The sequence below is a fragment of the Buttiauxella gaviniae genome (assembly GCF_040786275.1).
Classification (GTDB): domain Bacteria; phylum Pseudomonadota; class Gammaproteobacteria; order Enterobacterales; family Enterobacteriaceae; genus Buttiauxella; species Buttiauxella gaviniae_A.
Map to the genome: position 1 here is coordinate 4183558 of NZ_JBFMVT010000002.1, position 13893 is coordinate 4197450.

At 47.7% G+C, this 13893-nt stretch carries 15 protein-coding genes; 6 read left to right on the forward strand and 9 right to left on the reverse strand.

Features of this window, described 5'->3' with window-relative positions:
- Positions 1-53: 53 nt before the first annotated feature.
- Complete coding sequence (locus AB1E22_RS19900; RefSeq protein ID WP_367596948.1) at positions 54-1397, reverse strand: phosphoethanolamine transferase; 1344 nt, start codon at positions 1395-1397, stop codon at positions 54-56.
- Between the two features lie 518 nt (positions 1398-1915).
- On the opposite strand from AB1E22_RS19900, the gene zntB reads away from it, so the two are divergent.
- The gene (zntB, locus tag AB1E22_RS19905; RefSeq protein WP_367596949.1) at positions 1916-2899 is read left to right on the forward strand and encodes a zinc transporter ZntB; all 984 of its coding nucleotides are present in this window, start codon (positions 1916-1918) and stop codon (positions 2897-2899) included.
- A gap of 277 nt (positions 2900-3176) precedes the next feature.
- Entirely contained in the window at positions 3177-3329 is a 153-nt protein-coding gene (locus tag AB1E22_RS19910) for a hypothetical protein (protein WP_367596950.1), read from the forward strand.
- 38 nt (positions 3330-3367) lie between these two features.
- Here the strand turns inward: AB1E22_RS19910 and ttcA are convergent, their stop codons facing one another.
- The 3 genes from ttcA to AB1E22_RS19925 form a co-directional block, all read right to left on the reverse strand.
- A complete protein-coding gene (gene ttcA / locus AB1E22_RS19915; RefSeq protein WP_367596951.1) occupies positions 3368-4288 on the reverse strand; it encodes a tRNA 2-thiocytidine(32) synthetase TtcA in 921 nt (306 codons plus the stop codon).
- Positions 4289-4438: 150 nt separating this feature from the next.
- Positions 4439-5266 (reverse strand): excinuclease Cho, encoded by an 828-nt coding sequence (gene cho / locus AB1E22_RS19920; RefSeq protein ID WP_367596952.1) that lies wholly within the window; start codon positions 5264-5266, stop codon positions 4439-4441.
- A gap of 46 nt (positions 5267-5312) precedes the next feature.
- Positions 5313-5603, reverse strand: coding sequence for a Bor family protein (locus AB1E22_RS19925; RefSeq protein WP_367596953.1), 291 nt, complete (start codon positions 5601-5603; stop codon positions 5313-5315).
- A 325-nt stretch (positions 5604-5928) separates the two neighbouring features.
- Here AB1E22_RS19925 and dbpA point away from each other — a divergent pair, with 325 nt between their 5' ends.
- Entirely contained in the window at positions 5929-7302 is a 1374-nt protein-coding gene (gene dbpA, locus AB1E22_RS19930; RefSeq protein ID WP_367596954.1) for an ATP-dependent RNA helicase DbpA, read from the forward strand.
- 45 nt (positions 7303-7347) lie between these two features.
- On the opposite strand, the gene gap is transcribed toward dbpA, so the two are convergent.
- Positions 7348-8349: a type I glyceraldehyde-3-phosphate dehydrogenase gene (gene gap / locus AB1E22_RS19935; protein WP_367596955.1), complete on the reverse strand. Its 1002-nt coding sequence runs from the start codon at positions 8347-8349 to the stop codon at positions 7348-7350.
- 190 nt (positions 8350-8539) lie between these two features.
- Here gap and cybB point away from each other — a divergent pair, with 190 nt between their 5' ends.
- Entirely contained in the window at positions 8540-9070 is a 531-nt protein-coding gene (gene cybB, locus AB1E22_RS19940) for a cytochrome b561 (RefSeq protein ID WP_367596956.1), read from the forward strand.
- Between the two features lie 45 nt (positions 9071-9115).
- On the opposite strand, the gene AB1E22_RS19945 is transcribed toward cybB, so the two are convergent.
- Together AB1E22_RS19945 and AB1E22_RS19950 are read right to left on the reverse strand one after the other, a co-directional pair.
- Complete coding sequence (locus AB1E22_RS19945) at positions 9116-9736, reverse strand: LysE family translocator (RefSeq protein ID WP_367596957.1); 621 nt, start codon at positions 9734-9736, stop codon at positions 9116-9118.
- Positions 9737-10019: 283 nt separating this feature from the next.
- Positions 10020-10775: a glycosyltransferase family 25 protein gene (locus AB1E22_RS19950; protein ID WP_367596958.1), complete on the reverse strand. Its 756-nt coding sequence runs from the start codon at positions 10773-10775 to the stop codon at positions 10020-10022.
- Positions 10776-11475: 700 nt separating this feature from the next.
- Between AB1E22_RS19950 and AB1E22_RS19955 the strand changes: the two genes are divergently transcribed.
- The gene (locus tag AB1E22_RS19955; RefSeq protein WP_367596959.1) at positions 11476-11751 is read left to right on the forward strand and encodes a metal/formaldehyde-sensitive transcriptional repressor; all 276 of its coding nucleotides are present in this window, start codon (positions 11476-11478) and stop codon (positions 11749-11751) included.
- Between the two features lie 31 nt (positions 11752-11782).
- On the forward strand, positions 11783-12901 hold the full coding sequence (locus AB1E22_RS19960) for an S-(hydroxymethyl)glutathione dehydrogenase/class III alcohol dehydrogenase (protein WP_367596960.1): 1119 nt from the start codon (positions 11783-11785) through the stop codon (positions 12899-12901).
- A 76-nt stretch (positions 12902-12977) separates the two neighbouring features.
- Here the strand turns inward: AB1E22_RS19960 and AB1E22_RS19965 are convergent, their stop codons facing one another.
- Complete coding sequence (locus AB1E22_RS19965) at positions 12978-13223, reverse strand: DUF2554 family protein (RefSeq protein ID WP_367596961.1); 246 nt, start codon at positions 13221-13223, stop codon at positions 12978-12980.
- Positions 13224-13431: 208 nt separating this feature from the next.
- Positions 13432-13761 carry an SMR family transporter gene (locus AB1E22_RS19970; protein WP_367596962.1) on the reverse strand — a complete coding sequence of 110 codons (330 nt, stop codon included), beginning with the start codon at positions 13759-13761 and terminating at the stop codon, positions 13432-13434.
- Positions 13762-13893: the final 132 nt, after the last annotated feature.

Consider the following 13893-nt stretch of genomic DNA (forward strand, 5'->3'; position numbering starts at 1 on the left):
TGTGTGAAAGCAAAAAAAGGCCCTGATGGGCCTTTTGTTTTTTCGTTTCTCGCTTAACGCGCTAACGTTTTCCAGTCATAAACCGTATTGGTGGTATCCATGACGGGAACCGGACCCGCCAGCCGATTAGCCGTGCTCTGAACACTCTCTTGCGCGGGGTCGCCTGGAAGGGTAATGCCCATCCAGCGGCGCAAAACTTTATCGTTATTGTCCGTTGAATAGTAGGCATCGACCGTTCCGGTATCGGGGTTTTTCACCTGTGGGCTGTACCAGATAAACATCGGTACCTGAAAAGCGTGCTGGCTCGGTTTTACGCCGCCATGATGGTAAATAACGCTTTTTTCCGGCTCGCGCTCCAGGGCGTGATCGGAGAAATAAGCCACCGACGCGCGGCGGTCTTTCAGTAGGCCGAAAATGTTGCCGAGCAACTTGTCAGTGAAGCGAATTGAGTTGTTATAGCAGGCATCAATCCCATCGCTCTCTTTTGTGAATAACGTTTCTGAGGCCGGGAAACGCGTGCATTCCGGCTCATGACTGCCATAGATATGCAGCACGATTAGCTGTTTTCCCTGATAGGTTAACGCTCTCTTGAGATCGGGTAATAACGCGTCGTCATAGCCTTCGTTGATCCAGTGCTTATGTGCCGCGTTCATCGCGATGCCGGTAATCGCATTATTATAATCGCCGAGCATGCCTTGCTTGCTAAACCACGAGGTATCAAATCCCGCCTGGTTTGCCAGATTAATGATGTTATCTGAATAGTGCTCATGATGATGATCATTGACCGTGTCGGCCGTGATCGCCAGCGGAACAGCGGTAATTGTGACGGGGGCGGGGCTTATGGCATGGGTCCACAATAACAGTTGGTTGCGTTCGGCTTCTAATTCCGGCGTGGTTGGGCGAGGATAGCCATAAATACTCATGCTTTCGCTGCGCGCGGATTCGCCAATCACCAGAACATACGTATCAATCCCGGTTTCCTGCTTTTGCAGGGAATATTGGGGAATATTGCCGGATATTTTGCTGATTAAACGCTGATCGTTCCAGGCCTGCATAAAGAATTTGGCATTGCTAATGGGTAAATAATTAACCACCCGGCAGGCGATACTTCCCTGGCTATTTTTCCTGATGTTATGCGACACCGCCTGCACGGTATTACTCAAAAGAAGTATCACCAATAAATAAAGGGGTAGCCTTGCTTGCCATTTTTTATTCGGCGTGGGAATGACCGCTACGCTACGGAGTAATAAAATCACCAGCGCAAAAAAACCAAAGCAATAGCGCTGATAAATCGACAGCATGCTTATGATTTCACCGCTATTACTTTCGAGGATGCTCATCGCAAAGCCATAACTGAAAGCTGTGTTAAAAGTGCGCTGCGCATAAAACGTTAGCATGACGTCCCATGCGACAATTATTATCGGCACTATTGCCACTAATAATCTTATGGGCTTATTGCGAATACAACAAAATGATAACATTAACAATACAAATATTATCAATCGCTGAAGCATTACGTGAGTCGGGTCGAATAAAACATTAGCCAGAGCAACAATAAATACACATATAAACAACGGAATAAAGCGATATATCTTACTTATCATTTTAAATTGTACCCACGCAGAATGACCGCTTTCGTGCGGTTTATTTAATAGCTATCGTCGGAAATGAATATACAAGAAGATATAAATAAGAACAGATATATTCACGCCCTGAATTAATCGCCGTGAATGTAATTTGTTCAGATGAATTTTATTTTTGAATGCAGAAACCGGGAAATACAGTTTAAAAGACACAAAAAAGTAACAATTTTTATTGAGTAAATTCAGCGTGTTTGACTCTTTTTCTGAGTTACAGACCAAAAGAAGACGGCTAGACTGACATCAATATTGTGGTCACACGTGGAGAACATGCAGTGGAAACCATCAAGGGATATCAGCTAAAGGTGCCAGATGCCGTATTTGCCTGGCAATTGGATGGCAGAGGTGGGGTCGATACTATCGAGGATACCGATGCGATTGATGCCGAGCATCCCGGCTGGCTGCATTTGAATTACACCCATAGCGACAGTGCTAACTGGCTTGCTACAACGCCCTTACTGCCCAATTACGCCCGTGACGCGCTGGCCGGGGAAAGTTTACGCCCTCGGGTGACGCGCATCGGTGAAGGCACGCTCATTACTCTGCGGTGTATTAATGGCAGTACGGATGAACGGCCTGACCAACTGGTGGCTATGCGTTTGTATATTGATGAGCGGCTTATTGTCTCTACGCGACAACGGCAAGTGCTGGCCCTGGATGACGTGGTGAACGATCTCAAAGAGGGCGCGGGCCCCGTTGATAGCGGCAGTTGGCTGGTGGATGTTTGCGATGCGCTAACTGACCATGCCAGCGAATTTATTGAACAACTGCATGACAAAATTATCGATCTCGAAGATAACCTGCTGGACCAACAGATCCCGCCGCGCGGCTATCTGGCGTTGCTGCGCAAGCAGTTGATCGTGATGCGCCGTTATATGGCTCCCCAGCGTGATGTCTATGCCCGGCTTTCCAGCGAACGTTTGCCGTGGATGACGGACGACCATCGCCGGCGCATGCAGGACATCTCTGACCGGTTAGGGCGTGGGCTGGATGAAATTGATGCCTGTATCGCACGCACCGCCGTGATGACCGATGAAATTGCGCAAGTTATGCAAGAAGCGATGGGGAGACGAACCTATACCATGTCATTAATGGCGATGGTGTTTTTACCGAGCACATTTTTGACAGGGTTGTTTGGCGTGAACTTAGGAGGCATTCCCGGGGGCGGCTGGCATTTCGGCTTTAGCCTGTTTTGCATAATGTTGGTGGTTCTTATAGGCGGTGTTGCCTGGTGGTTACATCGTAGTAAATGGCTGTAAAATTTAACATTTTTAACATTAACCGGATGAAAAAAGAGGGCGAGAGTTGAGCGAGGTCAATAAATGGAACGCCGGTTCAAGGCAATATCTCTCTCGCAGGTGAATGCAACGTCAAGCGATGGGCGTTGCGCTCCATATTGTCTTACTTCCTTTTTTTAGAATTACTGCATAGCACAATTGATTCGTACGAGCCGACTATTAGTCGGCTTTTTTTTGTCTGCGATTTGTTGTCTATGCTTAAAGGACGAGTTTTAACTCAACATGTGAGGAGACAATAATGGCTATATACCCACGCTTATCGATGAGTGACCCGGCGTTCCCGAGCGAACCAACACCGATACCCGATCCCATTCCTAAACCGCAGCCCATCCCCGAGCCACCGCTCGATCCCGATCCAAAACCGATTATCGACCCGCCGCTGCACAGTTAAGAGATTTCCCTCTCTCAGGCGAGAGAGGGAAGATATTGCTATTTGATTTCGATGATGTCGAGACGCTGGAGAGGTGCTTCGCTGTCGTCTTCTTCTGGCTGCCAGCCCGCAGGTTGCATCGGCAGTTCTTCGCGGTCGAACGCTAAATCCCCGCCGTCAACCACTTCGGCACCGTGTTTAAGCCCTTTAAAATCAAACAGCTCAGTGTCACACAGATGTGAAGGCACCACGTTTTGCATGGCGCTGAACATGGTTTCGATGCGGCCAGGATAGCGTTTATCCCAGTCACGCAGCATCTCGCCAATCACCTGGCGTTGCAGGTTAGGCTGCGAACCACACAGGTTGCACGGAATAATTGGGTATTCACGCGCGGTAGCAAAACGCTCGATATCTTTTTCACGGCAATAGGCCAGGGGACGAATCACAATGTGTTTTCCGTCATCGCTCATCAGTTTTGGTGGCATGCCTTTCATCTTGCCGCCATAGAACATGTTCAGGAACAGCGTCTGAAGGATGTCGTCGCGATGGTGGCCAAGAGCGATTTTCGTTGCGCCTAATTCCGTTGCCGTACGATAAAGAATGCCACGACGCAAACGGGAACACAGTGAGCAGGTCGTTTTGCCTTCCGGGATCTTATCTTTCACGATGCCGTAGGTATTCTCTTCGACGATTTTGTACTCAACGCCAATGCTTTCCAGGTATTCCGGCAGGATATGTTCAGGGAAACCCGGCTGTTTCTGATCGAGGTTGACGGCAACCAGGCTGAAACTAATCGGCGCGCTTTGCTGCAAATTACGCAGAATTTCCAGCATGGTGTAGCTGTCTTTGCCGCCGGACAGGCAGACCATGATGCGGTCGCCGTCTTCAATCATGTTGTAATCTGCAATAGCTTCACCCACGTTACGGCGCAGGCGTTTTTGTAATTTGTTGAGATTGTAAATTTCTTTTTGACTGGTCATGGAGTTCTCAGGCTAAACCAACACGCGTTACGCGTAATTCTGGCGTGTATGGTACGGATTGCGGCGGCGAATGCCAGCATGTTTTGCAGTAGCGGCTGGAGAGGGCGCAAGGATTACTCCTTTTGGATTTCCGTTAGTGACTCAAAACGATTAATCCAACTGTAGAATGTGCAGCCCATCTTGTTGAAAAACATATCGGCAAAGGATTTTATAACTGTCTCTGTCAAAATGAGAGGCAGGTGAAACCAATTTTTTACCCGATTCCAGCGACTTAGCCGTTCCCAGATAGAGCCAGTTATGCAGAATGTGGAACTCGCTTATCGTTCCCGATTTCTCTTCAATCGCAATGCGCCCCGGATAAGGCCAGTTGCGAATTTTCATCGCCTCAAGCGAATCTCTGAGCCGCTGTTGATGATCTTCTATCGTCTCCTGCCCACAGCAGGCACCGGCGCATTTGCGTAGAGAATATCGGAAACACGCGCGTTTAGCGGGCAACTTCTCAAGACCCAGCACGCCATAACACAGACGCTGCTGGTCAGCAATTTCCCGTATTTGGTCGATGGCTGCGTGTTTGGTTTTAAAGAGACCATACAAATCTTTAGCGTGAGTGAAATCCAGTTCGTTGCTAAAAACAAATTCCGTCGAGCTGTCTGTTATACGCAATGAGCACAATTTTCGAAGTACACGCAATCTCTTGTTAAATAAGGGACGTTGCGTCTTTATCAACTGAGATTCCAGCAGCAGGGCACCAATTTCACCGACGGTTTCATGAAACTTAATGCTGGTAGTCATATGCAGCAATTTGGCTTCGGATTGCGTTCTGAAATGAGACAGGACTCGGCTGCGGATATTAATGCTTTTTCCAATATAGAGCGGGAAGGATTGATCTGAGCCGTAAAAAATATACACACCGGGGCGAGCAGGGAGTGTATCGAGAGTGTGACGAAGGTGTTCGGGATATTGATATTCTAAGGTCATGCTTCTTTCGTTAAATGATGCCGGTGCAGAACACCGGCAGGAGCTTTTACTTCGAGCAGTAAACGCGCGCGTCGCGTGGGGTATAGATGCCGAAGGTAATAAAGCCGAGGAAGCCGTCACCAAAGGTCTGCTGAACTTCGGTACGAACAACTTTATCGGCACCGCCACAAACTGCGGCAGCATCAACGGTTTTGGTTTGACCAATTCCGCTTACAAAGAAATGGTGCGTAGTGACTTGCTGCGGTTTCTCAGCAATATCCTTATTAATGGTAAACGTTTGTTGCGCACAGCCGGATAAAACCATAGAAGCTACAACTGCTATCAATAACTTTTTCATAACAACCCTTTTTTATGTTTGTAGTAACTCGGCCCAACCCACGCATTGTAATATCAAAAGATCGACTCTGACTAGCGGCACGATGAGATTAATCTTGGGCTCGTTTGGGATACGTTTACCCTGAGCTTTGATAGCATTTATTAATATTTTTTAGATTTAATCCTAATCAAACCCTTTTATTTCCTGCCATATATTTGTTTCCCACGGAAATATTTAACTGATAAGCAACCTAAGTATTTTGCGGGAAACTGCCGCGTAGCCTCCTCAAATCTGCTAACATGCGCGGCAGACGCTGTCTGACAGCCCATTAATTGAGAGTATAATTGTGACGTCTTTTTCTACCCTAAATGTTCTGCCAGCAGAACAAATTGCCAATCTTACCGAACTTGGTTACCACAGCATGACGCCCGTTCAGGCGGCTGCATTACCCGCAATTCTGGCTGGGAAAGATGTCCGTGCTCAGGCAAAAACCGGTAGCGGTAAAACCGCTGCCTTTGGTTTGGGTTTACTGCAACACATTGATGCCAGCCAGTTCATCACGCAGTCGTTAGTCCTGTGTCCTACTCGCGAACTGGCTGACCAGGTGGCAAAAGAATTACGCCGCCTTGCGCGCTATATGCCGAATATTAAAGTATTAACCTTGTGTGGCGGCCAACCCTTTGGTGCGCAACGTGATTCCCTGCAACACGCTCCTCACGTGATTGTCGCAACGCCAGGCCGCTTGCTGGATCACCTGAAAAAAGAGACGGTTAACTTAAACGCCCTACAAACGCTGGTGCTGGATGAAGCTGACCGGATGCTGGATATGGGCTTTGCGGATGCAATAGACGAAGTCATTAGCCATGCGCCACAAGATCGCCAAACCTTGCTGTTCTCTGCAACCTGGCCAACTGCAATTGCGGCGATCAGTTCTCGCGTTCAGCGTTCCCCGGAAACCATCGAAATTGATTCTGTCGATGAATTACCCTCTGTTGAGCAACAGTTCTATGAAATCTCCCGTAGCGGCAAAATTAGCCTGCTGCAAAAACTGCTCAGCAAGCATCAGCCTGCATCATGCGTCGTGTTCTGTAATACCAAAAAAGATTGCCAGGCCGTTTGCGATGCGCTGACCGAAAGCAATCAAAGCGTGCTGGCGCTCCACGGTGATATGGAACAGCGCGACCGCGACCAAACGCTGGTGCGTTTCGCCAATGGCAGCAGCCGCGTGCTGGTTGCAACCGATGTTGCCGCGCGTGGCCTGGATATTAAAGCGCTGGAAATGGTGATTAACTACGAGCTGTCGTGGGATCCGGAAGTTCACGTTCACCGTATTGGCCGTACAGCTCGCGCGGGCGAAAGCGGCCTGGCGATTAGCCTGTGTGCGCCGGAAGAAGCGCAGCGTGCCAGCGTATTAGCTGAAATGCTGAATTTATCTCTCAACTGGCAGCCGGCCCCAACGGGCGGCAGTATCAAGCCACTTGAAGCAGCAATGGCAACCTTATGCATCGACGGCGGTAAAAAAGCGAAAATGCGTCCGGGCGATATTCTCGGTGCCTTGACCGGTGATATGGGGCTGGATGGCGCGGATATTGGCAAAATTGATGTGCATCCCATGCACGTTTATGTTGCTGTGCGCCAGTCCGTTGCCCGTCATGCCTGGAAGCAGTTACAGCAGGGCAAGATCAAAGGCAAAGCGGTGCGCGTGCGTTTGCTGAAGTAGCTGTTTAAACCCTCTCCCTGATAAAACTCAGGGAGAGGAAAGTCACTACTCTTTCGCGACCGCGTCCAATACCCGCACCAGTTGCGTCACAAATCCATATTCGTTGTCATACCAGGCCACGGTTTTCACCAGTTGCAGATCCCCCACCTCCGTCACTTCTGTTTGCGTGGCGTCAAATACCGACCCGAAATGGGTGCCAACAATATCTGACGAGACAATCTCCTCATTGGTATAACCAAATGATTCGTTGCCCTCGGTTGCCTTTTTCAGGGCCGCATTGATCTCATCCACCGTCACTTTTTTCTCAAGAATGGACACCAGTTCGGTGACCGAGCCGGTGAGCGTCGGTACGCGTTGCGCATGCCCTTTGAGTTTGCCTTGCAGCTCAGGGATAACCAGCCCAATCGCTTTTGCCGCACCCGTAGTATGCGGGATGATATTTTGCGCCGCGGCGCGAGAGGCGCGAAGATCTTTACCCCGAGGGCCATCGACCAGCGACTGCGTACCGGTATAAGCGTGGATGGTGGTCATTGTGCCGACTTTAATACCGAAATTATCGTGCAGCGCTTTTGCCATCGGTGCCAGACAGTTAGTGGTGCAGGACGCCACGGAGAGGATTTTATCTTCCGGCGTAATCGTGTTGCAGTTAACGTTAAAAACGATGGTTTTCATATCACCGGCAGGGGCGGAAATGAGCACTTTTTTTGCGCCTGCTTCGAGATGGGCGCTGGCTTTTTCTTCCGAGGTATAGAAACCGGTGCATTCAACGACGATTTCTACGCCATCGTTCCCCCACGGAATATTTTTCGCCTCTTTTTCGGCATAGACCGCAATTTTCTTGCCGTTCACCACCAGCGCATCGTCCGTGTGTTCAACCGTCCCGTCAAAGTTACGGTAGCTCGAATCGTGCTTTAACAGATATGCCAGGACTTCAGGCGATGTCAGATCGTTGATCGCGACAATCTCAACCTCGCTTTTGGTTTCAAGAACACGGCGTAGAACCAGGCGACCGATGCGTCCAAAACCATTAATACCGATTTTTTTCATGACCAGAACTCCACTTTTAACCGTTGTAAGATGCTTAAATCTTAATCAACTTTAGTGATAGTTTATAAATGGAGGGGTCGCAAACCGGCTTACTACAGAGAAATGTTAGTTAATTTCAGTTGATGTTAATGATTTTCTAAGGATTTGCCGTTATCCTGGAAAAATCATTGGTACATAGCAGGAAACTCAAATGCGCAGTAAATACACCTCGTTACAGATAACGCTTCACTGGCTGGTTTTTTTACTGGTCGTCGGGGCTTATTGCGCGATGGAACTCAAAGGTTTTGCACCGCGATCGTATCGCCCAATATTTAACGCCACGCACGTTACATGCGGCATCAGCGTTTTCTTTTTGATGATTGCGCGATTGCTGGTGAGTATTAAATATCGCGCTCCGGCTATCACGCCAAAACCTCATCCGGCTTTCACCGGGTTATCGCACCTGGTGCATACCGTCATCTATCTCATGTTTATCGTGCTGCCGATTCTGGGATTTATGACGGTCTATTTCAAAGGCAGCGACTGGTCGGTGCTGGGGATTCCGATGCCGCATGCGGTTGAGCCTGACGAAGATATGCAGTTCACCATAAAAAGCTACCATGAGCTTCTCGCGAACACGGGCTATTTCGTCATTGGTATCCATGCTTTTGCGGCGCTGTTCCACCACTACGTGTGGAAAGACAATACGTTGCTGCGCATGATGCCCGGTAAGAGAAAGTGAAAAGAGAGATTGGAAATAGGGGGCTAACAGTGTTAGCCCCTTTTTTTATCGGCTACTCATCGCCAGTTTTGCAGCAAACAGTAAGAAAACCCCGCCCGTAGCCCGGTCCATCCATTTAACGATAGAAGGCGTTTTTAAAATCTCAGAAGCGTAACGGGTTGCAAGGATTAACGTTAATGACCAAAGAGTGCCAATAAGCACGTGTATCGCCACGAGCAAGAATGTCCAGATGACGGGCGAATGCCCTGCAGGTATAAATTGTGGCAGGAAGGAGACGTAAAATACGCCCATCTTTGGATTTAACACATTGCCCAGCATTCCTCGTAAAAACCAATTGCTCGTGGGGGCAGTATCGGCCTGAGTGGCATCGAATTTAGAGCGTGGGCGGAGAATTAGCTGCATACCCAGCCAGAATAAATACGCAGCGCCGCACCATTTGAGTACGTTGTAGGCAAGCTCAGAGGCGGCGAGTAATGCCCCCAAACCGAAGGCGACAAGTGCGCCCCAGATGAAACAGCCAACATCGATTCCGATCGCTGCCTGGAAAGCCTTTTTCCCACTTTCAACCGTAGCCGTTCGCAGGATAAGCGCGGTATCAAGCCCCGGAGTCAAGGTTAACAGTAGGGCAGCAAAGGAATAAGCAAGAAGTGAATCCGCAACAGACATTTTCTCTCTCCGAAAGAGCGGATGCTACTGAAGATTTTGTTTTAACACAAATGAAACATTGGTGGACATGAAGCGGTTGCTTTAGAACAAGACTTGCTTCAAAAAAGCAACCGCCTGAATTATCACGAAAGCCCAACTTAGCCGGCTATTCGTACGGGCATTCCTGATACTCGTCGTCCTCATCACCTGCAAACCATACGCACCATAGTCGCCCAATAAGTCCCACCACTAAAATGGCACCCAAACCCCACCAGAGATATTGCATTCGTTCGCCTTAAAATTTTTATATTTGCTTAGATGGAGTGCCAACACCCGATTTATTCAGGATTACATTCTTAATTCTTTTCAATTGATAAAAAGAAGTTTCTCTTTTTAATTGATTTATTACGCGGCCTCTGTCTCTCGCTAGTGAATGACGCTCTGAACCAATTGTCGATTTTTCAACATCCATACAAGAGTTTTTAACTACAGGCGTATTAGTGCACCATACCCTAATACCCGTAATGTCTCTAAAAATAGCCCAGCGGTCAGACTCAAATTTGATTGGCAGATTGGCATCTATTAATAATTTTACAGCGGGTAAGTTTATTATATAGCCATAAGTCCCACTTCCATTAACCGTCCTGAAGTAATCATGTCCCGAACCATCACTTTTCTTAATGTGTTTGTTATACGAACAGGTAGCGGTAAGAATAAAAACTTCTGGCTTGGTTTTACTGATAGTCCCATTTATGCCAGTCAGATAATCATGTATAGACGCATCAAAAAGAGCATCATCTTCAAGCACTAACGCATGGGGAGTATCTTCGGCTACCATTTTAGAGTAAATATTGAGATGGCTTAATGCGCAACCAATCTCACCTCTGGTTAATTTACTATTGTGAAAATCATGGGTAACTATTGTTGCAACCTCTAAAGGTAATTTTCTGCCATCGACGGCATTAATAAATTCGTAAGATAAAGAGTGTTCTTCACACAACAAAGCCATCTCTTTTCTACGGTCAATATCAGATTCAAGGCTAACTATAAAAGTACGCATATAATCAGAAGATATCCATTTATTACACCCGACAGGTGATATCAGACATAATAAATGTCCATTTTTGTACATTTATTATGTTTTGCCATAAACATTAGCTGGCGAGATTCGAGCGGAGTTTTTCGCCAGAAATAAAAAACTGAATTGTGTTGATATAATTTTTTACCGAATAACGAATTTTTGCATTAAAAGAATGAGTGCTTATTGATTACAATCAAACTATTCATCTCGTGAATGATCTTCGTTGGCATAGATAGGAAATATTATCTAATCGGGCGATCAATATACGAAAATACCATATTACCATTAAGGTTTTTCCGAACTAACCTGAAAAAATCCATTGTCTGATCATAATGACTTATTGTTGCATGTACTTTGTGCACGAGTGAAACAACTTTATTTCTAATTAATTGATTTTAATGTTTTTTATGTTTGTGGCGGAGGGCTGGAATCATCGTCGCCCTTTGGAACTTTCAAAAGAATTTTTATAAACCTCTTAGTTATTTGAATAAAAAAACAGCAAATAATTTACGCTTCCCTGAACGTTCTCTATCGGAGATTTCGGGGGGCATGAATGTCTATATGCTATGCATGTCTTTTGATGATGATTCATGATCTATTGATAAATTTTAAAAATATAAAATCCCCCTCCATTTTAAAATTCGTGTACCATACCCCCCCATAGTATAAGGAGGCCGCTATGCCACATTCCCCTGAAGACAAAAAACGCATTCTGACACGCGTCCGAAGGATCCGCGGTCAAACGGAGGCCATCGAGCGCGCACTGGAAAACGGCGATCCCTGCATCGCCATCCTGCAGCAAATCGCGGCGGTGCGCGGCGCGGCCAATGGCTTGATGGCCGAAATGATGGAAATCCACCTGAAAGACGAACTGGTCGCGGGGGAAACATCCGAAAATCAGCGTGCGGTACGCATGGCTGAAGTCGGGCATTTAATCCGCTCTTATCTAAAATAAAATCAATCTCACCTGACGACGGAAGAAGAACATGAAATCACGTGCAGCAGTGGCATTTGGTCCAGGCAAACCGCTTGAGATCGTTGAAATAGACGTAGCACCGCCGAAAAAGGGCGAAGTGCTGGTAAAAATCACTCATACCGGCGTTTGCCATACCGATGCCTTTACCTTATCCGGTGACGACCCGGAAGGCGTTTTCCCGGCTGTGCTTGGGCACGAAGGCGGCGGGGTTGTTGTTGAAGTGGGTGAGGGCGTGACCAGCCTGAAACCGGGCGACCACGTTATTCCTCTGTACACCGCAGAATGCGGCGAATGTAAGTTCTGTAAATCAGGCAAAACTAACCTCTGCCAGGCCGTTCGTGCCACCCAGGGTAAAGGCCTGATGCCTGATGGCACCACCCGTTTTTCTTACAACGGCGAGCCGATCTACCACTACATGGGCACCAGTACTTTCAGCGAATACACCGTAGTGGCTGAAATCTCTCTGGCAAAAGTTAACCCGCAGGCGCCGCTGGATAAAGTGTGCCTGTTAGGCTGCGGCGTCACGACCGGTATCGGTGCGGTGCACAACACGGCGAAAGTCAAAGAGGGCGATACCGTGGCGGTATTCGGCCTCGGCGGTATTGGTCTGGCCGTTATTCAGGGCGCGGTACAGGCGAAAGCCGGGCGCATTCTGGCTATCGACACCAACCCAGAGAAATTCAAACTGGCGACCGAAATGGGCGCGACCGATTGCATCAACCCGAAAGATCACGAGAAGCCTATCCAGGATGTGATTGTTGAACTGACCGACGGCGGCGTGGATTTCAGTTTTGAATGTATCGGTAACGTGAATGTTATGCGTTCCGCGCTGGAGTGCTGCCACAAAGGTTGGGGCGAAAGCGTGATTATTGGCGTTGCAGGCGCGGGGCAGGAAATCAAAACCCGTCCATTCCAGTTGGTGACGGGCCGCGTATGGCGTGGTTCAGCATTTGGCGGCGTGAAAGGGCGCACACAGTTGCCTGGCATGGTAGAAGACGCGATGGTCGGTAAAATCAACCTCGATCCGTTTATTACCCACCGCCTGCCGCTGGAGCAAATCAACGAGGCGTTTGATTTAATGCACGAAGGCAAATCAATTCGTACCGTTATCCATTTTGGCGACAAGTAACCGCTAAAATAACCCTTACTGATTCTTCTCTTGAGGCAATCAGTAAGGGCCTCTCTGTCTACAAATTTCTAACAAACTAAAGCTGGTAAGTCCCCGGACGCCTTTCTTTTACATAGTAGTGATGTTCGCGGAAATCAGCGGCGGAATCTTCGGCTGACTGGCGCAGTTCATCGCTATCCGCCTGATGGCGCAGCAGCATGTCAGCGCTTTTGACAATCAAATAGTCATGACCATGGGTCTGCGCGGTTGTTTGACCGGAAAACAAAGCCGCTCCAATCAGCAACAAAATTACACCCAGTTTTGACCTCAATTGTTTAACCATAGCCATCAACCTCATTAACGTGACGGGCACACTTTATAGATAATTCCTCATGGTTACTATTCAACTTTCAGAAAAAAAGCAAAAGAATTGTCAGCAATGTAAAAGAGGGAATCGTTAAGGTTTGGTTGACGATTGGTTAATAATTGATATGCGATGCTGCCGCGTTTTGTGGTGTAAATAACCACGGCAGCACGGCAAAAAAGAAGGATTAATGCGCGACTGATTTTGAGAAAAGATTAATAACGAGCACGCCCAGAATGATTAACGCCATCCCCGCGATCGCTGGCCAGTCGAGTTTTTGCCCCAGAAATATCCAGCCTACTGCGCCAATCAGCACAATCCCTGCGCCAGACCAAATGGCATAAATGATCCCGGTCGGGATGGTGCGCATGGTTATCGATAAACAGTAAAACGCCACGCCATAAAACAAAATAGTGGTGACGCTTGGCCATAACCGACTGAAGCCTTCAGAAAGTTTGAGTGATGTTGTGGCAATCACTTCGGCAACAATCGCCACAATTAACCAGATATACGTCATGTCATTTTCTCCCCTCGCTGTTCAGGCCGCCAATGTAAAGATCAAAGCCATTTCTGGCAAGAAATGTGAACGAATGCCACAAAAAATTCACGAATTTGTGTTGATTTTTTAATTCGAAAATACATGAAAAAG